Raw genomic sequence first — 22,846 nt, 5'->3', positions numbered from 1 at the left:
CCGGCCCGGCCCCGCAAGCACCGCACTCCGACTGAAGAATCCGGCCCCCATGCACCTGTTCGCCCCTTCGGCCCAGTACTGCTTCGACCTCCTGGGCATCTTCGCCTTCGCGCTCTCCGGAGCCTGCCTCGCCGTACGCAAGGACTTCGGCCTCTTCGCCGCCGTCGTGGTCGCCGAGGCCGCGGGGCTCGGTGGCGGCCTGCTGAGAGATCTCGTCCTGGACGTGCCCCCCGTCGCCTTCACCGACCCCGGATACCCGACGGCCGCCCTCGTGACGGCACTGGCCGTCTACTTCGGCAGGCCCCCGGACGAGGAGTCCTGGGCGGTCCGGCTCCTGGACGCCATGGCGCTGGGTCTGTTCAGTGTCACCGGGACGATCAAGGCGCTGCAGCACGGCATGGGGCCGGTGCCTGCCGCCGCTCTGGGCGTGGCGACGGCCGTCGGCGGCGGGGTCCTCGCGAGCGTGGTGTCCAGGGAACTGCCGACGCTGATGCGCTGGAACGCGGATCTCTACGCCGTACCGGCCATGGCGGGCGCCGGCGGTGTGTCCTTGCTGCACGGCACGGGCACACTCGACGTGCGGACGGCGATGTCCGCGGCAGCCGCCGCCTGCGTGCTGCGTCTGCTCGCGACGCACTTCCGCTGGCGTCTGCCCCGCTCGTCCATGTGGCGCTCCAGGGCTCCGCACAGGAACGGCGGCTTCGGCGTACCGCCGACGGCCGGTGGCCACCGCCCCGTCCCCGGTTCCGGCGAGGACACGCTACGGCTGACGGTGCCCCGCGATGTCTTCGCCGAGGGTCCGCGACCCTGACCGGTGCGCCGGGCGGGGGGGGGCTTGCCAGGACTGTCGCGGGAGCGGTCCGCGGCGGTGCGGCCCGCCGGCGTCGATGCCGGCGGGCCTTCGGCGCTAGTGGGCGGGACGGAACGGGCGCAGCAGGCGGATGCCGTCCTCGATGGAACCGTCGATCAGTTCCAGCATCCGCGGGACGAGTTCCCGCATGCGGGGCGCGGCGAGGTGGGCGTCGAGGTGCGCGCGGGTCTCCCAGCGTTCGTAGATGACGAACTCGCCGGGCCGGCCCTCGACTTCGTGGGCCTCGTAGTCGATGTTGCCGGGGTCGTTGCGCGAGGGGGTGACGGCGGCGGTGATGAACGCCTTGAGGTCGGCCTCCCTGCCCGCCTTCGCCTTCGCGTCCCATACGACGGTCACGTATCCGTTGGGTGTTGCGGTCATGATGATTCCTGTTCTGTTCCGTGCTGGCGGGCGGTGTGCCGGTACCGGGCCGGTGTCAGCTCTCGATGAAGCCGAGGAGGTCGGCGTTGACGGCGTCGGCGTTCACGGTGCACATGCCGTGGGACAGCCCCGGGTAGACCTTCAGGCGCGCGTTCTCGACCAACGTGACCGCGATCTCGGCGGAGTCGGCGAACGGGACGATCTGGTCGTCGTCGCCGTGCATGATGAGCGTGGGCACGTCGATCGCCCGGAGGTCGTCGGTGAAGTCGGTCTCCGAGAACGCCTTGATCCCCTCGTAGTGCGCCTGGGCACTGCCGGTCATTCCCTGGCGCCACCAGTTCTGGATGACGCCCTGGGAGATGTCCGCGCCCGGGCGGTTGAACCCGTAGAACGGCCCGGAGGCGAGGTCGAGGTAGAACTGGGAGCGGTTGGTGGCCACGGCCTCGCGGAAGCCGTCGAAGACCTCGACCGGCAGCCCTCCCGGGTTCGCTTCGGTCTGGACCATGAGCGGCGGGACCGCTCCGATGAGGACGGCCTTGGCGACCCGCCCGGCACCGTGCCTGGCGACGTACCGGACGACCTCTCCGCCACCGGTGGAGTGGCCGACGTGGACGACGTCGCGCAGCCCGAGGTGCGCCACCACGGCGGCGGCGTCCGCCGCGTAGTGGTCCATGTCGTGCCCATGGTCGACCTGGGCGGAGCGCCCGTGCCCCCGGCGGTCGTGGGCGATGACACGGTAGCCGTGGTGGAGGAGGAAGAGCAGTTGGGCGTCCCAGTCGTCCGAGCTCAGCGGCCAGCCGTGGTGGAACATGACCGGCCGGCCCGTACCCCAGTCCTTGTAGAAGATCTCGGTGCCGTCCCTGGCGGTGACGTACGGCATGGTCCGCTCCTCGTGGTCTCGCCCGGGTACCGGGCGGTTTCGGTGTCTCCACGAGAATGGCTCGGCGGCCGTGCCGGCAGCCTCCGTCAGTCGACTGACATCCGGCCGACGGCATGCTCAGGCCAGTACCGGGGCCGTGCTGGGGCCCGCCCGGTGGCTCTCACGGCCGGGTGGCCGAAGGCTCGGGAGGCAGCGCCGCCAAAGCGTCGCGCAGCTCGGCCCGCGAGGTGATCCCCAGCTTCGGGAACACGTGGTAGAGGTGCGACGACACGGTCCGCGGCGAAAGGAACAGACGCGACGCGATCTGCGGGTTCGACAGCCCCGTCGCCGCCAGCCTGGCGACCTCCAGCTCCTGCGGGGTGAGGGCCTCACCGGCCTTGCCCCGGCCGGTCCGCGTCATGCCGGTGGCCCGCAGCTCCGCAGCGGCCCGGGCCTGCCACGCACGGGCCCCGAGCTCCTCGAAGCGGCCGCGGGCGACGGCCAGTCGCACCCGGGCCTCGCGGTTGAGTCCCTGGCGGCGCAGCCTCTCGCCGTACGCCAGATGAGCCCGGCCGACCTCGAAGGGCCACTGCTCGACGCCCGGCAGGGCGAGTGCCTCCTCGAAGCACCGGGCCATGTCCTCGGCAGCCGATGTCATCGCCGTGGCCGTGGCCGCGCTCAGCGCGAGCCGCGGCGAGAGGCGGCCGACACCGGCGTCGCGCAGCGCGTCCGCGTGCCGTCGCGCCTCCGCGTGCCGCCCGGTGCGCACGGCGGCCTCGACGAGGTCCGGCGCGGACCACACGGCCTCGGGGTTGAACGGCGGCAGCTCACCCGGGGCGCAGATCGCCGTGGCGTGCCGGAACGCCGTCTCGAAGTCGGCGTCGCCCAGGGCCGCCCGGGCCGCCGCTTGGTGGGCGCAGTTCTCCAGCCGACGCAGTCCCCTCGGCCCCGACCACCCCCAGACGGCCTCGCAGTGGCGGCGGCACGCGTCGAGGTCGCCGCGCTGGGCCGCGGACATCGCGGCGATGTACTGCCCCACCTGGGCGAACAAGGGGTAGCCGGTCTCCTCGGACAGTGCGATGAGCTCGTCCGCGGCGTCGGCCGACCGCTGCCACCGGCCGGTGTAGAGGTCGTCCAGGGCGACGAACATCAGGGCCGGCATGCTCGACCCCACCGCGCCGCCGTCGCGTATGACCCGGGACACGGCCTCGCGGCAGCCCGGAAGCCGGTCGAGGTAGGAGGCGGTCAGGGCGGTGCGGATGACCACGTCGGCGTCGCTCTGGTCCCTCAGCCGCGCGATCTCCTCGTCCAGGCGGCGCAGCATGCCGTCGGTGAGGGAGCCGAGGTCGTGGTGGACGCGCCCCAGGGACGCCGCGGCGACGGGCGACGCCGCGGGAAACTGTGCGAGGACCTCGGACAGAGGCCGCCAGTGCTCGGGCCGGCCCGAGTACTGACTGGCGAGCGTGAGGGTGAACAGCGCGGTCTCCAGCTCGCCGGACGGCGGACCGGGCGACATCGGCGCCTGCTCGATCGCCTCCATCAGCCGCGCGTGGGCGGTGTCGGCGTCCCCTTCCGTGACGAGCACGAGGAAGCCGGCCGTCGCGGCCGCCGAGAGCGACCGGGCCGCCGGATCACCCTCGACCTCACGCATGATCTCGTGGCTGACCTCCAGATGACCCGCGACCCAGGCGGCGACGTAGGCGGCCTGCGACAGGCGGCGTCTGCGGACCGCCCGGTCGGGGCTCAGCTCGGCCGCGCGCCGCAGCCTCGCGATCGCGCCGTCGGCGTCACCGCGTCGCAGACTGCTGCGGGCCGCCGACTCCACGTCAGCGGCGACCGCCTCGTCGGGCGCCGTCGTGGCTCTCGCGAGGTGGTCACCGCGCCGCTCGGGCTGGTCGCCCAGCGCGTCGGCCAGCCGGCGGTGCGCGGTGCGCCGCTGCTCGCCGGTGGAACCGTCGACCACCGCGGACCTGACCAGCGGGTGCCTGAAGCGCACCGTACGGCCGTGCTCCGCCACCATGACCAGGTGGTCGCGCTCCGCGGGAGCGAGCGCGTCGAGCCCGCCCGGCCCGCCGGCCGCCTCGAGAACGCCGATGTCGCCGGAGCCCTCGAGAGCCGCGAGCAGCAGTACCTCGCGCGTTCTGTGCGGCAGCCGCCCGACGCGGGCGCTGTACAGAGCGCGCACGTCCCGTCCCTGGCCGCTCGCCCACCCCGCCCCTTGGCCGTGCCGGCCGCCGGATGCCCCGGTGGACCCGGCGAACTCGAGCAGAGCCAGGGGGTTTCCCTGTGCCTCGTGCGCCAAGGCCGAAAGGACCCGGCGGGGGAGGTGGGCGAAGCGCCGGGAGAGCAGCCGCAGGGCGTCCGCGTCGTCCAGGGGCGCGATCTGGAGCTCCGGCAGACCGGTGGACCCGGCGGATGTGTCGGGCTCCTCTCGCTGGGCTCCGAGCAGCCCGAGGCGGCGACCGCCCAGTCTTCTGGCGACGAAACCCAACGCGGCCCGGCTCGCCCGGTCGACGGCATGGAGGTCATCGACCACGAGGAGCAACGGCCGCTCCTTCGCGGCCTCGTCGAACAGGGACAGTGCCGCGTTGAGGACGGCGATCCGGCTCGGCGCGGGACCCGTGCCGAGACCGAGGGCGACCTCGAGGGCCTCCCGCGGGGAACGCGGCAGACGACCGAGCTCGTCCGGCAGCGAGTCGACGAGCTGATGGAGTCCCGCGAAGCCGATGTCCGTCTCGTACTCGTCGCCGCTCCCGCGGACGACCCGCATTCCCTGCGCCACTGCCAGCTCGGCGGTCGCGTCCAGAAGTGCCGTCTTGCCCACGCCCGGATCACCGGCGAGCAGCAGGGCGGCTCCGTTCGTCCCGGCCACGCCCAGGAACGCCGCGAGCTCGGCGAGCTCGCCCTCCCGGCCGATCAGTCCGGTCGGGCCGACGCCCATGTCTGTCCTCGACTTCGCCCACATCCGCCGTGTCCCTCGCTATGCCCCGCGAGGCAGTCGAACCACCAGCCACGCACTGACCAGCAATCATCGCACCCACCGGCAAACGGAGCCCGAAGCCATCCGCTTCGCCGACACCCCCGGCTCCCGGACGAAGATCATGCCTCGGCATCTCAGGTTGCTTGCCCGGCTTCCTCGGCGCTGGAACTCTCGTACGTCCGCCCCCGGCCCAGGAAGCGGCGGCGGGCCAGGTTCGCCGTCCCGTCTCCGAGGTCGCCGCCGAACAGTGCCTGGCCAGGGGGTTCCAGGCGACGACGTGGTACGCCGCGTCAGTGACGATGGCGCCGGTCTCCGGCAGCCGCTCCAGCATCCGGGCCACGTGCGGGCGGACCCACCGCACGGCGCTGGTGCCGGGCGGCGCGCTCGAACCCGCCAGGCGGAACAGGTGGCTGCGCTCGGCCGGCGCGAGCCGCAGCGCGCGGGCCAACGCGTCCAGGATCCGGGCCGACGGCCGCGGTCCCCGGGCCTGCTCCAGCCGCGTGTAGTAGTCGACCGACATGTGGGCGAGCTCCGCCACCTCTTCGCGGCGCAGACCCGGTGTGCGGCGGGCGGTGCCCGTCTCCGCCAGGCCGATCTCGTGCGGCCGCAGGGCCGCCCGGCGCTTGCGCAGGTATCGGGCCAGCTCCTGCCGTGCCATACCGCCTCCTCCCGCTGCCCGGTGCAGACGGAACCCCCGTGCCCTGGTGACGAGTTACGGGAGGATCAGTGAGCGGACTGGGTGTGGTCCTGCTCCACGTACACCTTGAGAGCCTGGAACTCCTCGATCGCCCGCGGGCCGCACAGGTAGCCGTAACCGCTGCCCTTGACGCCGCCCTCCTCGAAGTCCTCGCTGATGGCTCCCCAGGTGTTGATCCATACCGTGCCGGTGCGGATGCGCCGGGCGATCCGGCGGGCCTTCATCGAGTCCGAGCTGAACACCGAGGCGGCCAGGCCGTAGATGGTGGCGTTCGCCTTGGTCACGGCGTCGTCCTCGTCGTCGAAGACCTCGAACGTCTGGACCGGACCGAAGACCTCTTCCTGCACGATCCGGACGTCGGTGCGGTCCACCTCGATCAGGCTCGGCCGGTAGAACGCCCCGGCGGCCAGCGGGCCGTCGGTGACCACACCGCCGCGCAGCAGCACCGTGCCGTACGAGGCGGCCTCCTCGACGATCGCGTCCACCCGCTGGGCGGACGCCCGGTCGATCACCGGGCCGAGCTGGGCCTTCTCGTCGTCGCCCGACCCGAGCCGCACCTGCGCGAGCGCGCTCGTGAGCCGGGTGCGCACCTGGTCGGCGATGTCCCGGTGCACCAGTACACGGGAGCCGGTGCAGCAGAACTGCCCGTTCATCAGCACCAGCGACTGCACGACAGTCGGGATCACCATGTCCAGATCGGCGTCGGGAAAGATCACCATCGGCGCCTTGCCGCCCAGTTCCAGACCGAGCCGCTTGAGCGTGGTGGAGGCCGCGGCCGCGATACGGCGCCCGACCGGCGTACTGCCGGTGTAGTTGATCACGTCGACCTTGTCCGAGGAGACCAGGAACGGGGCCCCGGTGTTGCCGGACTCGGTGAACACGCTGACCACACCCGCCGGGATCTCCGGGACCGAGGCCAGGACCTGCGCGAAGAGCTCGTTGGTCAGCGCCGTCTGAGCCGGGAGCTTGACCACGGCGGTGCACCCGGCGGCCAGCGCCGGGCCCAGTGCCCGCACGGTCAGCATGATGGGGGAGTTCCAGGGAGAGATGATCCCGGCGACACCGAGCGGCTCGGGCACCGAGTGGGTGTACTGGCCGGGTGCCGTCTCGGCGGCGCGCCCGGCGGTCTGGGTGCGCACAGAGGCCGCCGCGTACCGCAGCCACCCGACCGCGCCGCTGACCTCCCACGTGGTCTCACCCAGCAGCTTGCCGTTCTCCCGGGACAGCATGGCCGCGACCTCGGGCACCCGGGCCTCGAGGGCGTCGGCCAGCCGGCCGAGTGCGGTCGCCCGGAGCGAGGGAGTGCGCGCCCATGCGGTGGCCGTGAACGCGGCGGCGGCGGCGTCCACGGCGGCCGCGGCCTCCGCCTCGCCACCGTCGTAGAACGAGCCGACGACGGTGCCGTCGGCCGGGTTGATCGATTCCAGGACCGAACCGGAGCCGGTCCACTGTCCGTCGATCCAGTGCTGCGCGATGGTGTTCATGGTCTGTTCCTCGTGGTCTCGCCCGGGTTCCGGGCGGTTGCGATGTCTCCACGAGAATGGCTCGGCGGCCGTGCCGGCAGCCTCCGTCAGTCGACTGACACCCGGCCGACGGCATGCTCAGATCCCAGGTGACAACAAGACTGCCTAGGCGACACGACATCTACCGTGCTTCGGCTCACCGGTCCGGAAGACGCCGTACTCGACGCGTGGCCGCTACAGCTCGAACTCGATGTGCTCGATGTCGGTGAAGCGGATCTCCTCCAGTGAGCCGGCGCGGCGGCCGCCGTCCTGGAAGTACACCTCCTTGAGGCCCTCGGCGGCGATCTGCTGGAGTTGCCGGTCGCCCGCGCCGGCCTGCTGGGCGTCGAAGAGGCGGGCGGCGTACCGCGGGGGGAGCGCGATGGTCACGTGCCGCAGCCGGGCGTCGTCGGTCGTGCCGATCGGTGCGGTGTAGCCGATGCGGGCGCGGGTGTCGATGACGATGCCGTCGGTCGTCGCCGCCCGCTGCCTGGCCCTGGCCCGCACCTGCGGCTGCCACCGCCGGGTCACCTCGCGCTCCAGGCGCGCGGCCAGCTCGGGCCGCGGTGTCCTGATCTGGTTCTTCACGTAACGTTCGACGGTGCGCTGGGAGACGCCGAGCGTCTGCGCGACCGCTTTGGTGGTCTTCAACTGCTTGACCAGATACCGCATCCGGGCGGGCGCCGTCTTGGGTGCCGGGCGGGTGAACGCCTTTTGCACCGCGGCCTCCAGACCCTCACCGAACAGGCTCACCGCCGCTCCCCCCTACTCGCCGTTGTCGGCGTCGGTGACCGTGCCGTCCTTGATGTACCGGGCGAGGTTGAGTTCCGGCGCGTCGAACCGTTCCCGGACCTCCTCGCCCCACAGGACGCTCTGGGTGCCCTCGTGCTTGACCAGGCCCGGGTTGATGCCGAGCTTGAAGCCGCCGGGCAGCGGCTTGCCGTCCCGGTAGGGCAGGAAGTCCAGCGGGCTCGGCCCGGGCGAGGCGTAGACGACGCAGTCGGACAGGATCGCGACCGGGTACTGCCCGGTGACCGCCGCATGCTTGACGATCTTGCGGTGCAGGTTGACACGTGTGCGGGAGATGACCGCCGCGCGGATGTCCGGCCGCCAGGTGGGGCGGGACAGGGCGCGCCACGGCTCGCCGGGCCGCCAGCCCTCGCCGCGCGGACGTTCGCGGAGCTTGCCCAGGCCGCCCTTGACGGTCGCCTTGATCGCCGAGACGACGATCGCCAGCTCCGGATCGCGCTCCTTGCTGCCGTCCATGGCCTTGAGGAAGTCGGCCGGCGCCATGTCCGGGTGCACCCCGAGGTCGGCCATCGTGGCCAGGTAGGCGTCGCGCAGCCGCTGGTACCAGCCGTCCAGGTAGCGCCCGTTCTCGTACCGGACGTACGCCTCGACCGGTCGCACCTCGTAGCCCAGTTCCACCGCGTACGCCACGGTCGGCGTCGCGTACCAGGCCGGGCCCTCGGGGCGGTCGCCCCCCGGCGTGAAGGGGCTGGGCAGCAGGTCGCCGTCGAGCTCCACCCACTCCTTGCCGGCCTTCACCCGCGACAGGTCGACGTGGGACAGGTCGACCAGCCATGAGCCGGGCAGCTTCGGGTCGAACGCGGGTTTCCTGACGCGGGTGGGGGCGCCGAGGCCGACCACCAGGCCGTTGGCCCCGGCGGCGAAGGCCATGTTCACGTCGATGCCGACCAGGTACCGCAGGGTGCACTCGGCGTCCGTCATCGGCCGCGCCCAGTCGTACGCCTCCTCGAACAGCTTCTCGCCCGGGCCACGGACGTGGAAGCGCGGCAGGTCCGCCAGCAGCGGGTGGCCGTCGGGGGCCTCGCACGGCGCCGGGTCCACCGGGTCCTTGCCCAGCGAGCCGGGGTTATGTTCGGAGTGCCGCGTGCCGTCGGCGTCCGGTTCGGAGGCGCGGGTCGGCGGGTGCAGCGCGGTCATCAGCTCCAGGCCGGTGACGGCGGTGGAGCCGCGTGGCGTCATCACCCGGGAGGCGTACACGCCCAGCACACGGGCGAGTTCCGCCGGCGGGAGCTGTCCGGCTCCGCCCCAGTGCCGGGTGTCCAGCGCGTGCCAGGAGGGGATGCACAACTGCACGCAGCTCCGCTCCGCGCCGGTCGCGGGGCGGTAGATCCGTGCCCACGGCCCGAACCCGCGCTTCGTCAGCTTCCACTCCGCCCGCGCCAACTCCTTGACGACCTTGTGATTCTGCGGGAGCCGTCCGGCGAGCCGCTCCTCGTCGGTGAGGGCGGCGGGCAGGCCGTAGCGCGCGAGGGCGGCTTCGGTGAGGACGAGGAGCGGGTCGGCGTCCTTGCCGGGACCGGACAGCTTCGGCTGCCCCAGCTTCGCCTCCTTCAGCGTCCAGTCGACCAGGGCCGGGAGGCTCTTGGCGGGCACGTCCAGGACCAGGCCGCCGACGCAGTACGCGAGGACCTGGCCGTCCTCGCCGACGTCGACGACCGCGAGCGGACCGTTGGCGAAGCGCGGGTCGGTGCCGCCCGCCGGGGCCGCCTTGCTCGCACCGGGGCGGCGCGACGTCGACGCGCTCCTGGCGGTACGCACCGGGCGCGCGGCGGCCGGCTCAGCGGCGGCGGGAGCGGTTGCGGGGGCGGGAGCGGCGTGGGGCTGAGTGGTCTCGGGCCGGGCCGTGGCCCGGTCCGCTGGCGCAGTGCGCTCCTCCGGGGCGGGCGCCGGATCCGGGTTGACGGCGGGCGCGGGGTAGAGCTCCGCGAGCTTGTTCAAGAGCCGCGCGTACGCCTCCCGTTCGGGCCCGCGTGGCTCGGTCGGCTTCTTCACCGACTCCCAGCCGGACACCGTGGCCCGCCGCACCTTCAGCGCGGCGGCGACTTCGTCCAGCGTCAGACCGTGCGCGGTACGCAGCCGCTTGCGCTCCTCCACCGGCGGCAGCGGAGAGCGCGACGCGACCAGCGCGTCGACGGCGTCGAACAACTCGGACATGGAGCACCTCCTCCCGCCCGGACCCTATCCCACGGAACGTACGGTTCGCGTGCATGCACCGTACGTTCCGCGTGCGAACGGCGTGCGGGGCTGCTGGGTGCTGCTCGTCCCAGCAGCACCCAGTTGCCCGCCTCAGGAGCGAGATCTCGCGGGTCAGCGACGACGAGCAGAAGGTGAACGCAGGTCCTGGGCAGACTGCGAGCGAGTCAGCGAGGCCGGGGCAGCCGTCCTTTCGGATGCGGAGCGGAAGCCGGCGGGAGCCGACAGCGACCTCATCCTGGTGCTGGGGGGCGCGTCGTCGGCGTACGACGCTGCGGGTGGGCTGGGGAGAAACAGAGACGCCGTTCCCTGGACCGGGTGGGGCGCAGCGTACTGGGCGTTCGTCGGCTCCGCGGTCGGGCCGGACGGCAGCGGTCGGTTCGCCACTTCCGCGACGGCGGTGCCGGGAACCTGAGCGGGTACGGCCACCGCGGTGGGAGTCGTCTCCTGCCGGGCCGTCAGTGCGGCAAGCGGATGTTCCGGAGCTGCTTCCGGCGAGGAGTCCTGAGTGCGTGGCGCGAGGTACGGGTAGACGAGTCGTCCGAGTTCTGCGAGAGCCACACCCCCTGCTCCGGCAGCCTGTACGTAATCGTTCCGCATCCCGGCCCCGGCTGCCCATAGGGCTGCGCCAACTGCATGCCCGTAGAAGGCTGCGTCTTCCTTCCACGCATCGGCGGCGAATCCCACTGCTGTGGCTGAGAAGGCGACGGCGCGCGCTGCCGGGGCCTGCGTGATACCCGCACCCACAAACGCGGCCATCTCGGAGAAATCGACCAAATCCCTGGCCCCGCCCGCTGTGTCGCCCCGTCTGAATTTCAGTGCAGCAGAGACGGCATTCGCCGCGGCATTGACAGCGGGCCCCACGGTGGACGCGACCTTGTTGCCCGTTCCCGTTCCGGCCGCCCACACCATGGTACCGAGGGCAGTGGCGAAGTTCGGTGCGGCTGCCTCACGGTCCGGCCAACTCTCCGCTGCCTTTTCCCCGTTGTAGGCAGCGAGGAGTCCGAATCCAAGGGCGCGAATCTCTCGGTTGCTCAGCCCGTAACCGATGGAAATCGAGCCCATGGTGGCCGTAAGAGTGACTTTCTTGGCGATGTCCCAGAGCTTACTCTCTCCGCCGGTCGAGGGTGCGCGCTGTGGCACTCCCGACTCCAGGTCCACCTCTCGGGCGCCATTCTTACCGTGCGTTTGTCCCGCGGAGTCAGCCATGAGCGCACCTTTCGCGTTGTCTCTGAGACAGTGTCGCTGTTACCCCTGTGCGGAAGCCGTGAATCCCTGAACAGACCTTCAGCTTCGATTCGCGTAGTGGGGGCGTCGTCAAGAGCCACCGCGCCGTGACTCGATACTTGCGGGATTCTGCCTCCCACCCAGCCCAACTGCCAAGCCCGCCTCGGCTGTCAGTCCTTGGTGTTCGTTCTCACCGCGAGCCAGGCCGGTGACACATCTGCCTTCACCGATGATTCATGAGACCAGTCGTCGGTCCGGGGAACCGAAGTCCGGTGCGTGAGGGCCATCGGGTAGTCCTCCTCATCCGCTGTTCCGCCCGGTGCTACGGGCCGGTGCCAACGCCTCGTCGGAGGGCGGGGGAGGGGAGGAGGGCGCGTGCCGGTCCGCGGCCGGCGCGGTCGTGGCCAGTCGGCGCTGGAGGCGCTGGTGGCGGAACTCGTACCGGGCGCCGGACTGCCGCAGCACGCCGCGGCGGTGGGCGTCGGCGAGGAACGTCATCAGCCGCCAGGGGGCCCGGCCCGTCCACGCCAGCCAGACCCGGGCGGTGGCCGTGCGGCCCCACGCGCTGAGCGCGAGCGTGGACGTGCCGACCGGCACCCACAGCTCGGTGTGCATGGTGCCCAGGGTGCTGCCCCGGCCGCTCACGGCGATCAGCAGCAGGCAGACCGCGCCCGCCAGCAGGGCCGCGACGGCGCTGCGGACGACAGTGGCGGTGCGGTCGGTGCGCAGGGTGCTGCGCGGGCCGACGGCGCGGATGACGTCCGAGGGCGTGTCCAGGGCCCGGTACACACCGGACGCGCAGCCGCCGATCAGGCCGACCAGCACCCCGAACGCCACCAGCGGGCCGACGGCGTCCAGGACGACGGCCGAGACGTCCCGGCGTACCAGCCACAGCCGGACCGGTTCGGGCAGCGCCAGGACGAGGTTGTGGGCGTCCACCGGGCGGCCCCGCCAGGCGGCCGGGCCGCCCGGCCAGTCGGTCACCCAGCCTGCGTCGGGGGAGTGCCGGATCGTCACCGGCCCCAGGAACGCGCCCTTTTTCGCGTCCCGGGTGATCCGCGCGCCCCGCGCCACGGCGAACGGCGCGTCCAGTGCCGCCCGTTCGACGAGCAGGACGTCCCGCGCGGCCGTCGAGCGGACGGCGCGCTCGCCGTCGGCCGTCCGCAGCAGCCGCCAGCCCTCGATCTCCTTGCCGGGCTTCCAGTCGGGAACCGAGTGGATCCGTGAGGCGGCGAAGGAGCCGCCGATCACCCCGACGACGGCCCCGGCGCACACGCCGATGAGCGTGCACGCGGCGAGGCCCCGCAGCAGACCCCGGGCGAAACCGCGCAGGGCCGTGGCCGGGGCGACGTACCGCCCCGCCGGGCGGTCGGTGCGGCCCAGGCCCGCCAGGAGCAGGACCAGGCCGGCCACGACGCAGGTCGCCGCCGGCACCTGCGCGCCGGTGTAGCCGTAGACCGCCAGGCCGGCGAAGACGACCAGCGCGCCCAGCGCGCGGACCGTCCGGGGGCCGCCGGGGCTGCCCGTCCACGGCAGGCCGAGCGGGCCGGGGCGGTGGGACAGGCCCGCGACGGCGGACATCATGGCCAGGATCAGGCCGAAGCAGCAGCCGTTGAGGTACCAGGCGGGCCGCGGGGTGAGGACGGCGCCGAGCCGGGAACTGACGATCGGGGGCACCAGCAGCCCGAGTCCTACCCCGACCACCGCCGCCGCGGCCGTCGTCCGCAGGGCCGTGCGGGCGAGCCACCGCCACCCCTGCGGCGTCTGCGGCGTCGGCGGCAGCAGCAGGGCGAGGCCCGCGCACAGGCCGGTCAGGATGCCCGCGAAGTTCAGGACCGCCGATCCGTGGGTGTCCCAGTCGGCGACGACCCCGCCGCCGAACTTGGCGATGGGCACCAGGAGCGCGGCCGTGCCGAGCATCGCGCACAGGGCGGGGCCGAGGAGGCGCAGCGGCCGGGGCATCACGGTGGCCAGCTCCCACCAGGCCAGACCGCCGGTGGAGTCGGTCGCGTCGCGGGCGAGACGGCCGAGCCAGCGGTGGGCCGCCCGCGGATGCCAGGCCGTGCCCGGCCCCGCGAACGCCGTCGGTACGAACGCGTCCAGCAGGTGCTCCTCGATCCGCTCCGCCGTGGGGAAGCGGTCGGGGTCGGCCAGCTCGGCCGGGTCGCGGGCGGGGTCCTCGTACACCGTGCGCGCCAGGGTCACCGCCAGCGGTGAGCGCAGGGCCCGCGCCAGATGGGCCGGAGGCGCTTCCAGGGCCGCTGCCCACGCGTCGGCGCGGCCCGTGGTGCGGGTCAGGTAGGCGCTCACGGCGGCGAGGTCCAGTGCCCGCAGCCGTACCGCGCGGGCGCCGGGCAGCACACCGCCCCGCCGTACCGCGTCCGCCCAGGCGGCGGTGCGGCAGGTGACGAGGCCGGAGTCGAGTTCGCCGGCGAGGGAGCGCAGCGCGGCCGGGTGCGCGGCCGGCGGGATCTCGTCGAAGCCGTCGAGCACGGGCAGGACCAGACCGGCGTCCAGCAGTTCCCGCGCGAGCGTGCGGCCGTCCCCCGTGGTGGCGGCCAGTGAGCCGTAGTCGGCGGCCAGCCGCTCCGCCAGCCAGCCGCTCAGCGAGGACGCGGACGGGTCCCAGCCCGCCAGCGGGAACAGCACCGGTACGGGCCCGCCCTCCTGCCGCTCCTCCAGCATCCCGAGCACGAACCGTACGGCCACGACGGACTTGCCCGCGCCCGGCTCGCCCAGCACCACCAGCCGCCCGGACGGGGTCGCCCGGAACGCGGCCATGATTCCGTCCGGCCGTCCGTCGCCCCCGCGGGGAGCGGGCACCGGACCGGCGGACTCCGGGTCGGCGAGCGGCGGACCGACCGGCGACCACGGCACGTCCAGGGACGCCGGGCCGGGCAGCCGGAGCCTGCGTGCCTCGGCCGTCCACTGGGTGCGCACCGCCTCGGCGAGCGCGTCGGCGGCCCGCCGCCGCCCGGCCGCCGGCGGATCGGCCGCACCCGCCTCCTCGGGTTCCGCGCCGCGCACCAGGTCCAGTGCGAAGGTGCACACCGCGAGGACGGCAGAGACCACCGACACCCACATCGACACGGCGTCCTCGTCACCGCCGCCGCGTACGAGGACGACGGCCAGCACCACCAGCGCCCCGCACGCCACCGCCAGCCCGGCCCGCCGCACCGCGCGCGCCCGCCGGAAGGAGTTCCCCCTGACCACGGCCCCACCGTCCCCGTCAGCCGACCACCGACCCCTCACGCTGGCACGCGCCCGCCACCCGGCGGGCCGGAACCGGCGCAGGACCGTCACCTCGGGTGACGGGTGCCGCGGGATTGACCTCCGTCAGTGGACGATCAGCGCCGTCCCGCATCACCGGATCACGCGGTTCACCGGACGCGTCGACGACCTGCCGTCGTACGCCCGTCGTTCACCGACGGGCGGCGGGGGAGGGGCGGTCTCAGGCCGCCCGCAGGCAGAAAGGGTGTCCGGCCGGGCTGGCGTAGACGCGACCGCCGGTACGGGTCTCGGCGGTGACCTCCTCGGTGGGCCGCAGCCGGGTGGCGCCGGCGTCGGCGGCCCTGCGGTCGGCGGCGGCGAGGTCCGTGACGCGGAAGTCGAGGTGCATCTGCTGGGAGGCGCCGTCCGGCCAGGTCGGGGCGGTGTGCCCGGGGGCGGACTGGACGACGAGGACCGGGAGGCCGGGGGCCTGGACGAAGTGATGGGCCGGCGTGCGGTGGATCGAGCCACCGAGCAGCCGGTGCCAGAAGGCGCTCTCCGTCTCGATCTCGGCGGCGTCGACGACCACGGAACTCAGGGTGATGGACATGAAGGGGTTCCTCGCGCTGGTAGGGGCCGGTGTTCAGACGGTCGGGACGATGCCGCCGTCGACGCGGAACTGCGCTCCGGTGAGCCACTTCGCGCGGGCGGAGGCGAGGAAGGCGATCAGCTCGGCGACGTCCTCGGGATCGCCGGGGCGGCCCATGGGGACGTTCAGGTGGTCCACGATCCGCTGCGTGACCTCCTCGGTGGACACGCCCTGCGCCTCGGCCATGTGCCGGAGGTGCGCGGTGGCGCCCTCGGTGACGACGAAGCCGGGCAGGACGCAGACCACACGCACCCCGTGTGCGCCGACCTCGGTGGCCAGTTCGCGGCTGTAGGCGTTGAGCGCGGCCTTGGCGGCGGCGTAGGACGCCTCGGTGCGCTGGGGCAGTCGGCTGGCGATCGAGGAGACGTGTACGACGACGCCGGAGCCCCGCTCGACCATGCCCGGCACCAGGGCCCGGTCCAGGCGTACGGCACTGAGGAGGTTCATCTCCAGGTCCGCCTGCCAGGACGCGTCGGACCGGCTCAGGGTGGGCGCCGGGGCGCTGGCCGCGCCCGCGTTGTTCACGAGCACGTCCACTCCGCCGACCTGGTCGACGACCCGGCGGCCGAGTTCGGCCACGCCCTGCGCCGTCGAGAGGTCCGCCGGCACGAAGGTGGCGCCGCCGTCCTCCGCGGGCCGGCTGCGGGAGGCCGTCAGCACGGTCGCGCCCGCGGCGACGAAGCGGCGCGCGGTCGCCGCGCCCAGGCCCCGGCTGCCGCCGGTGACCAGCACGCGCAGGCCGTCCAGGCCCTCGTCGGTGTTCGGCATGGAGATCCCCTCCGTAAGATGAACCTGACTCCGGAACGGTACACCTAAACGGAGTCGGACTCACCTTATGGAGGTTCCTTGCCGTCATCACGCCCGCTGCGCGCCGACGCGCGCCGCAACCGCGAGGCTCTGCTGTCCGCGGCCCGCCGAGCCTTCCTCGACGGCGACACCGACGCGCACGTGGAGGACATCGCCCGCCGGGCCGGTGTCGCCGTCGGGACGCTCTACCGCCACTTCGCCACCCGCGAGGCGCTGATCGAGGAGGTGTACCGCAAGGAGGTCGACGACCTGTGCGCGGCGCCCGGCGACCTGATGGACCAGTACCCCCCGGAGGAGGCCCTGCGGCGGTTCCTGCTGCTGCTCGTGGACCATGCCGCCGTGGGCAAGGGGATGTCGGTCGCCCTGGAGAGCATCATGGCGACGGACTCACCGGTCTTCGAGGACGCCCGCACCCGCATGGGCGAGGCCCTGACCCGGCTGCTCGACGCCGGCAGCGCGGCCGGAACCCTTCGCGGCGACATCACCGGGCCCACCCTGCTGCGGGCCCTGGGCGGCGTCTGTGCCATGCGCGTGAGCGAGGGATGGCTCGACGAGGCCCGGCAGATCACCGGTCTCCTCCTCGACGGCCTCCGCCACGGAGCCCCGCGCGAGAGCTGAGCCGGGGGACGCGCGTGCCGGACGCCTCACCGCTGCCCGCTCCCGTCGTCCTCGCAGGAGCGGACTCCGAGGTCCTTGTGCCGACCGCCCGGGCGCCTCCCGAGCGATCAGTGCACCGTTCGTGCCGGCAGCTACCGATGGTCTTCGGCGGCCGGGTCGACAGGTGCCGGTGTGCCGAGGACGGCCTGGTTCAGTACGACCCCGCGCAGGAAGTGGTCCCGGTCCGCCGGGTTGGTCATCAGGTCCGCCTTGCGGAGCACCTCGGTGCGGGCCCGCAGGGCCAGGGCGTCCGCCTCGGCAGGGCTGCCGGCGGCCCGGAGGGCGAGCGACGCGTGGTGCAGCACCTCTTCCGTCCGCAGCGCCGGCATGTCGCCGACCCGGTCGAGGACCGCCACCGCCTCGCGCGCGAACCCGGCCGCCGCGGCGGCGTCCGGCAGTTCCAGGTGGATACGGCTGCGCAGGATCAGGGCCGCGACCGCGCTGCGCACCATTCCCGTCCGGGGGGCCTCCCGTACCGTTTCCTCGGCCAGCCGGTCCGCCGCCGCCAGCTCCGCGGGGTCGCCGCCCGCCAGGTTCAGTACGACTTCGGCCCGCAGGTTCCTGACGATGGGCACCAGATCCAGCAGCCAGGTCCGCCGGGTTTCCCGCCAGGCCGCCTCCACCATGGCCATACAGCGGTCACGCTCGCCCGGCTCGCCGCTGAGCAGCAGGGCGAGCAGGGCCATGTTGTTGGCGTGCCAGCCGCTCGCTCCTCCGCGCGCCTCCTCGAAGGCCAGCGCCTCCTCCAGCGCCTCGCGGGCCTCGCTCTCGCGTCCCAGGGCCCGCTGCACCTGCGCCAGGTAGTTCAGGCCGACGGGCAGCTCGGCGTGCACGGGCTCGGTCCGCAGTCGCCGCAGGCAGCCGGCCAGCCGGTCCCTGGCCGTCACCAGGTGGCCCGCGTCGAAGAGGCTGACGCTCAACTGCATCTCGGCCAGGTTGCGGACGTGGCCCACCACCGGGTCACCGCTGCCGTGGAGACCCGCACGCTCGTACAGCTCCTCCGCCTGGCGCAGCACCTCCAGCCCTGCCGCCAGGTCGCGCTTGGGCAACTGGCTCCCGTACTCGGCCAGGGCCACGAACAGCGCGGACGGGTCCTGACAGTCCTGGGCCAGCCCCACGGCCTCCTCCAGCTTGTCGAGGGCGGGCCGCACCCCTTGGGTACGCAGCAGGCACTTGCCGTGCAGCAAGGTGGTGCGGGCCCGCAAGGGCAGGTCGCCGCTGCGCCGGCCGGCCTCCTCGGCCTCGCGCGCCCAGCCCTCCAGGCACTCGCCGTCGGCCGGGCCCGAGCGGCCCTGCCAGGTGACCTCGGTCAGGGAGAGCAGGAGTTCGATCGCCCGCGCCAACCGGGCATCGCGGTCCTCGGCCGCGGGAGGCAGCTTGCGGGCGCTGTCCACCGCCTGCCGGCACAGGGCTTCGGCCTCGGAGAAGGAGAGCCCGCCGACGGCCAGTTCCCGCGCGAGTGCGAACTGCTCCCGCTCGGCGTCGTCCCACTGCTGGGCCAAGGAGTAGTGACGTGCGATGTCCAGCCGTACCGGCAGCGGAAGGGTGTCGGTTCCGCTGCCGCTCGCCGACCCCGCCAGGGCGCCGGCGATCAGGTGGTGCCGCTTCCTGGCCTGGGCGGGGCTCTGTTCGGCCTGCACGACCAGGTGCAGCAGGGCGTTCTCGAAGCGGTAGTGGTCGGAGAAGCTGTCCAAGGCCCAGTCGGGCGACGGCACCGGCACGATCAGCCCGTGCTGCCGGCTCAGCTCGTGCAACCGCCGTACGACCTCGTCCGTCGGCTTCCCGGCCACCCGTGCCACCACGCCGGTCTCGAAGACCTCGCCCTGGGTCGCGCCGATCACCAGCAGTTCCCTCGCGGCCGGGTCGAGGCCGGCCAGCCGACCGCGGACCAGGGGCCCTACCGTCTCGGGCAGCGGGCCCGTCAATTCCCCGTCCGGGCCGATCAGTCCCAGGCACTGGGTGACGAAGACGGGGTGCCCCTTCGTCAGATCGATCAGCTTGGCGGGGACGGACGCCGTGACCGGGCCGGCGAGGTGCACTCTGACCAGGTCGGTGACCGCGTGCTCGGACAGGCCACCGAGCCGGCGCCGGGTCAGCACCCCTTGGCCTTCCCAGCGGGCGAGGGCGTCAGTGACGGTCCTGGGCTCCGGCTCGGCATCGCTGCGGTGCCCGAGGATCAGCCCGATGGCCTGGCCGCCGCGCTCCAGCAGCTCCACGAGATACTCCAGCACCAGCAGACTGCTGGGGTCGAGCCACTGGGCGTCGTCGATGAAGAGCGCCGTCGGTCCGCCGTCCGCCGCGGCGTCGGCCAGAGCCGTCGCCACGGTTCGGGCCACGCTCTGCCGATAGGGCATCAGGCCGTCGCCCTGCGCGGACCCGGAGTCCAGAGCGGTCTGCGTGATCTGCGCGGCGGCCTTCAGCAGGGGACCCAGCGCGGGCACCAAGGACACCAGTTCCGGGGCGGCTTGCGCCGCGGAACGCCCGAAGAGACGGAAGACCGACCGGCGCGGTCGCTGGAGCATCATCAGGATGTCGACGACGGGTCCGTACGCGTTGTCCGCGCCGATCGAGCCGAGGCATCTCGCCTGGACGATCCGGCAAGGGGCCGCCTCCGAGCGCTCCTGGGTCCGCCGGGCGACCTCCTTCAGCAGGGCGGACTTGCCGATGCCCTGCTCACCCTGGACGACGAACACGCCCCCCTTGCCCTGCGCGACCTCGCGCAGGAACCCCTCGAGCGCGTCGATGTGCTCGACCCGGTCGACAAAAACAGACACCACCGCAAGCCCCCCGTGTGCCGCCGTTCCCCGCCGGTGCCCGACACCGCTGTACGAGTGATCAGCCTAGCGACGGGGCGCCGCCGGCGGGTCACTTCTGCTCGCGCCGTACCGCTGCCGGCGGGAGGAAGCTCAACGCACGGCCAGCAGGCCGTACAGCAGGGGGATCCGCGGCTCGGGCAGCTTCCACCAGCCGGAGTCCGTACGGACCATCCGCGGCCAGCGCGGCCAGGGCAGCTCCTCGCTCTCCCGCAGCCGCCGGACGCTCATTCCCGCGTCCGTCAGCGCGTTGACGACCTCGCCGATCCCGTGCGCCCACTCGTAACAGTCCGTGGCGCCCTCGACGGCCGGGCCGTCGGTGTAGGTGTAGGTGGCATCCCGGTGTACCGGACCGGACCCCGCCAGGTAGTCGTGGCGCAGCAGCAGCTCCGGCCCCTCATCCGGGCCCGGGCTCGGGCCGAGCGCGTTGAGCAGCGGGTGGAACTCCACGACGTACAACCGCCCGCCCGGCCGCAGAAGTCCGGACACGACCTCGGCCCACCGGTCGAGGTCGGGCAGGTAGCACAGGGCGCCCTTGCCGGTGTAGACGACGTCGAACCGCCGGTCCCCGAGCGCCGCCAGGGCGTCGTACACGTTGGCCTGGACGTAGGTGACGTCCAGGCCCGACTTCGCGGCGAGGTCCCGCGCGGCCGCGACGGACGCCGCCGAGAAGTCCAGGCCGACCGCCCGGGCCCCACGCCGGGCGAGGGCGAGCGTCTCCGTGCCGAGGTGGCACTGCAGGTGGAGCACGTCCCGGCCGGACAGCTCGCCGAGGTCCGCCCACTCGAACGCGGCGAACCAGCGCTCCGGATCCAGGTCCTCGTCCAGGCCGTAGAACCGGCTGGTGAGGTGGACCGGGGTGCGGGCGTCCCAGTTCGCCTGGTTGGCGCGCATCAGCCGCGCGTGCTCGGCGGAGGTCATACGGACATCCAACCGCGCCGGGGCCGGGCGCGGGGGAGGAAAACGGGAAAAGCGCCGTACTTCGCGGTCGCGGGGTGAGTGGTACCACCCTGCTACCATAGGGGGGTGACTTCCACGAAGAAGCAGACGCAGGTCAGGCTGGAGCAGGACGTACTGGAGGCCGGCAAGGCCGCCGCGCGTGCCCGTCGGCTCGACTTCAACAAGTACGTGGAGCGGCTGATCATCGAGGACACCACCGGCGCCCGCGCCGCCGGCATGGCGGCCGCGCAGCGGCTCATCGACGAGCACGGCGCGTTCCTCGACGACCTGGAGCGGCAGCTCGACGCCCCGTACGATCAGCAGCCCGGCGCCGCCGCGTGATCCTGCACATCGACGAATCCTGGATCCTCGAAGCAGCGGAACGAGCCGGGCAACGCGATCCGGCCGCCGACGACTACGGCGTCCCCATCGCCGCCGTCGCCCGGCACCGCGGTGAGCTCCTGGACACCCCCGTCTACGACGGCGTCTTCGCCCGCGCCGCCGCCCTGGTGCACACCCTGGGCCGCTGCCGCTGGCTGGAACGCTCCAACCTCACCGTCGCCTGCGCCGTCGCCGTCATGTACCTCGAGGCCAACAGCATTCCGGTCAGCCCCACCCGCGAACAGCTCACGGCACTCGCCCACGAACTCGGCAATCCCCGCTGCACCGCCGAGCGGATCGCCTCCTTGCTGCGCACCTGGAAACCCTGACACCCGGACCCGCCGGTGCGCTCCTCGCACGTCACGCCGCGACGGTATGCGGAGGCGCCGACCTCGAAGGCCGGGTGCCCGCCTGCGTCAGGGGGACCCGTCTTCTGCCGGTGGCAGAACGCCGGCCGGGCCGGGCCCGGCGATCACTACAGTCACCGCTCATGACGACGGTGACGACACGCACGATCGACTACGCGGCCGACGGCCTGACGATGACCGGGCACCTCGCGCTCCCGGCCGGTGCGGGCCGCCGGCCGGCGGTGCTGGTCGGGCCCGAAGGGGTGGGGCTCAGTGATGTCGAACGCCGCCGGGCCGATGCGCTGGCCGAACTGGGATACGTGGCGTTCGCCTTCGACCTGCACGGCGGACGATGTCTGCCCGACCCGCAGGAGATGCTGGCGCGTTGCATGCCGCTGCTCGCCGACCCCGGCCGGATGCGGAACATCGGCCGTGCCGCGCTCGACGTGCTCCGTGCCGAGCCGCGGACCGATCCCGAGCGGATCGCCGCCATCGGCTACGGCACCGGCGGCGCGATCGCGCTGGAACTCGGGCGCGACGGTGTCGACCTGCGCGCCATCGCGACGGTCAACGGACTGACCACGGGCCGGCCGGGAGAGGCGGCGCGCATTCGCTGCCCGGTGTGGGCCGGGGTCGGCTCACAGGACCCGATCATGCCGCCGGCACAACGGGAGGCGTTCACCGCCGAGATGCAGGAGGCGGGTGTCGACTGGCGCCTCGTGGTCTACGGCGGCGCGTTGCACGCCTTCCATCACCCGCCGGTCACGCACAGGGTGCTTCCCGGGGTCGGTCATCACCCCCAGCACGCGCGACGGGCGTGGCGGGACGTCGTCGACCTGCTCGCCGAGTGCGTGCCCGTGACGTGACCCCGCCGGGCACCTGCGCGGCCACGGCACCGGCCGAGGCCGCGCAGGACGGGGTCACCGGCCGGGGCGGTAGCGGGCCGGCGTGGTCCGAGTCGGTCGATGACCAGGCGGCCGGCCCGCCCGTCGCCCCGGTGACGAGCACGGGAGGAGCCTCTGTCCGTCTCATGCCGCACTCGGTCAAAGATGCAACTCGGTCTTCGGATTTGTCGTGGTGGTCGTGCGCTGCCAGAGCAGAGTGCAGGACACGCCTCCCGGTGTCCGGGCCGGTGTGAGGCGCAGGTGCTCTCCGGTGAGTTCCGCCCGGCGGCGGAGTTCCTTGCCGTTGCGCACCGGCCAGGTGCCGCTGGTGACGTGGTGGACGACGTGGTCGCCGTCGACACGGAAGCGACCGATGTAGGAGATCGTCTTGCGGACGCGGAAACGTGCCGAAGGGCTGATCTGCAGGACCACGCAGACGTGCCCGTGCGGCAGATAGATGAGGGTTCCCCGGGCGGACACACGGATCGGGTGGTGACGCCACCCTGCGTCCATGCCGGTGAGCTGCCAGATTCCGGTCAGTGCGTCGTGCGTCAACGGGTCCATGCGGGGCGGCTCGTTCCTTCCGGGCGGCGCGACGGGGTGCTGCCGAGGTGTGTGTTCAACCCGTGCGGGCCGGTTCCGTCACGCAGGCGTCCACGG

General features: G+C 73.2%; 17 protein-coding genes and 1 pseudogene. 5 read left to right on the top strand and 13 right to left on the bottom strand.

Annotated elements, in window-relative coordinates; genetic code table 11:
- Window positions 1–49: 49 nt before the first annotated feature.
- Window positions 50–811 (top strand): trimeric intracellular cation channel family protein, encoded by a 762-nt coding sequence (locus IE316_RS07360; protein WP_190203340.1) that lies wholly within the window; start codon window positions 50–52, stop codon window positions 809–811.
- A gap of 96 nt (window positions 812–907) precedes the next feature.
- On the opposite strand, the gene IE316_RS07355 is transcribed toward IE316_RS07360, so the two are convergent.
- The 10 genes and pseudogenes from IE316_RS07355 to IE316_RS07310 form a co-directional block, all read right to left on the bottom strand.
- Complete coding sequence (locus IE316_RS07355; RefSeq protein ID WP_190203339.1) at window positions 908–1,231, bottom strand: putative quinol monooxygenase; 324 nt, start codon at window positions 1,229–1,231, stop codon at window positions 908–910.
- 55 nt (window positions 1,232–1,286) lie between these two features.
- The gene (locus tag IE316_RS07350; protein WP_190203338.1) at window positions 1,287–2,111 is read right to left on the bottom strand and encodes an alpha/beta fold hydrolase; all 825 of its coding nucleotides are present in this window, start codon (window positions 2,109–2,111) and stop codon (window positions 1,287–1,289) included.
- Between the two features lie 160 nt (window positions 2,112–2,271).
- On the bottom strand, window positions 2,272–5,031 hold the full coding sequence (locus IE316_RS07345) for an ATP-binding protein (RefSeq protein WP_229910246.1): 2,760 nt from the start codon (window positions 5,029–5,031) through the stop codon (window positions 2,272–2,274).
- A 185-nt stretch (window positions 5,032–5,216) separates the two neighbouring features.
- Window positions 5,217–5,728: pseudogene (locus tag IE316_RS07340) on the bottom strand (helix-turn-helix domain-containing protein); the annotation flags it as partial.
- 65 nt (window positions 5,729–5,793) lie between these two features.
- Window positions 5,794–7,251: an aldehyde dehydrogenase family protein gene (locus IE316_RS07335; RefSeq protein ID WP_190203336.1), complete on the bottom strand. Its 1,458-nt coding sequence runs from the start codon at window positions 7,249–7,251 to the stop codon at window positions 5,794–5,796.
- A 213-nt stretch (window positions 7,252–7,464) separates the two neighbouring features.
- A complete protein-coding gene (gene tpg, locus IE316_RS07330; protein ID WP_190203335.1) occupies window positions 7,465–8,022 on the bottom strand; it encodes a telomere-protecting terminal protein Tpg in 558 nt (185 codons plus the stop codon).
- Window positions 8,023–8,034: 12 nt separating this feature from the next.
- Window positions 8,035–10,233 carry a telomere-associated protein Tap gene (gene tap / locus IE316_RS07325; RefSeq protein WP_190203334.1) on the bottom strand — a complete coding sequence of 733 codons (2,199 nt, stop codon included), beginning with the start codon at window positions 10,231–10,233 and terminating at the stop codon, window positions 8,035–8,037.
- A 1,566-nt stretch (window positions 10,234–11,799) separates the two neighbouring features.
- A complete protein-coding gene (locus IE316_RS07320) occupies window positions 11,800–14,712 on the bottom strand; it encodes an NACHT domain-containing protein (RefSeq protein ID WP_190203760.1) in 2,913 nt (970 codons plus the stop codon).
- Between the two features lie 238 nt (window positions 14,713–14,950).
- Window positions 14,951–15,319: a VOC family protein gene (locus IE316_RS07315; protein WP_190203333.1), complete on the bottom strand. Its 369-nt coding sequence runs from the start codon at window positions 15,317–15,319 to the stop codon at window positions 14,951–14,953.
- Window positions 15,320–15,352: 33 nt separating this feature from the next.
- The gene (locus IE316_RS07310) at window positions 15,353–16,126 is read right to left on the bottom strand and encodes an oxidoreductase (RefSeq protein WP_190203332.1); all 774 of its coding nucleotides are present in this window, start codon (window positions 16,124–16,126) and stop codon (window positions 15,353–15,355) included.
- Window positions 16,127–16,204: 78 nt separating this feature from the next.
- Here IE316_RS07310 and IE316_RS07305 point away from each other — a divergent pair, with 78 nt between their 5' ends.
- Window positions 16,205–16,783, top strand: a complete 579-nt coding sequence (locus tag IE316_RS07305; RefSeq protein WP_190203331.1) for a TetR/AcrR family transcriptional regulator — start codon at window positions 16,205–16,207, stop codon at window positions 16,781–16,783.
- A 131-nt stretch (window positions 16,784–16,914) separates the two neighbouring features.
- Here IE316_RS07305 and IE316_RS07300 read toward each other — a convergent pair whose 3' ends face one another.
- Window positions 16,915–19,599 carry an AAA family ATPase gene (locus tag IE316_RS07300; RefSeq protein WP_190203330.1) on the bottom strand — a complete coding sequence of 895 codons (2,685 nt, stop codon included), beginning with the start codon at window positions 19,597–19,599 and terminating at the stop codon, window positions 16,915–16,917.
- Between the two features lie 129 nt (window positions 19,600–19,728).
- The gene (locus tag IE316_RS07295; RefSeq protein ID WP_190203329.1) at window positions 19,729–20,556 is read right to left on the bottom strand and encodes a class I SAM-dependent methyltransferase; all 828 of its coding nucleotides are present in this window, start codon (window positions 20,554–20,556) and stop codon (window positions 19,729–19,731) included.
- A 105-nt stretch (window positions 20,557–20,661) separates the two neighbouring features.
- On the opposite strand from IE316_RS07295, the gene IE316_RS07290 reads away from it, so the two are divergent.
- The 3 genes from IE316_RS07290 to IE316_RS07280 all read left to right on the top strand — a co-directional run bounded on the left by IE316_RS07290 (window position 20,662) and on the right by IE316_RS07280 (window position 22,168).
- The gene (locus IE316_RS07290) at window positions 20,662–20,916 is read left to right on the top strand and encodes a hypothetical protein (RefSeq protein WP_229910245.1); all 255 of its coding nucleotides are present in this window, start codon (window positions 20,662–20,664) and stop codon (window positions 20,914–20,916) included.
- Window positions 20,913–21,284: a fic family toxin-antitoxin system, toxin component gene (locus tag IE316_RS07285; RefSeq protein WP_190203327.1), complete on the top strand. Its 372-nt coding sequence runs from the start codon at window positions 20,913–20,915 to the stop codon at window positions 21,282–21,284. The genes IE316_RS07290 and IE316_RS07285 overlap by 4 nt, the downstream gene beginning before the upstream one ends.
- A 161-nt stretch (window positions 21,285–21,445) precedes the next feature.
- On the top strand, window positions 21,446–22,168 hold the full coding sequence (locus IE316_RS07280) for a dienelactone hydrolase family protein (protein ID WP_190203326.1): 723 nt from the start codon (window positions 21,446–21,448) through the stop codon (window positions 22,166–22,168).
- Window positions 22,169–22,345: 177 nt separating this feature from the next.
- Here IE316_RS07280 and IE316_RS07275 read toward each other — a convergent pair whose 3' ends face one another.
- Window positions 22,346–22,750 carry a lipocalin-like domain-containing protein gene (locus tag IE316_RS07275; protein ID WP_190203325.1) on the bottom strand — a complete coding sequence of 135 codons (405 nt, stop codon included), beginning with the start codon at window positions 22,748–22,750 and terminating at the stop codon, window positions 22,346–22,348.
- Window positions 22,751–22,846 lie beyond the last annotated feature (96 nt).

This window comes from Streptomyces fumanus, assembly GCF_014655295.1.
In the GTDB taxonomy this organism is placed as follows: domain Bacteria; phylum Actinomycetota; class Actinomycetes; order Streptomycetales; family Streptomycetaceae; genus Streptomyces; species Streptomyces fumanus.
This window is presented reverse-complemented; position numbering and strand designations above follow the sequence as displayed.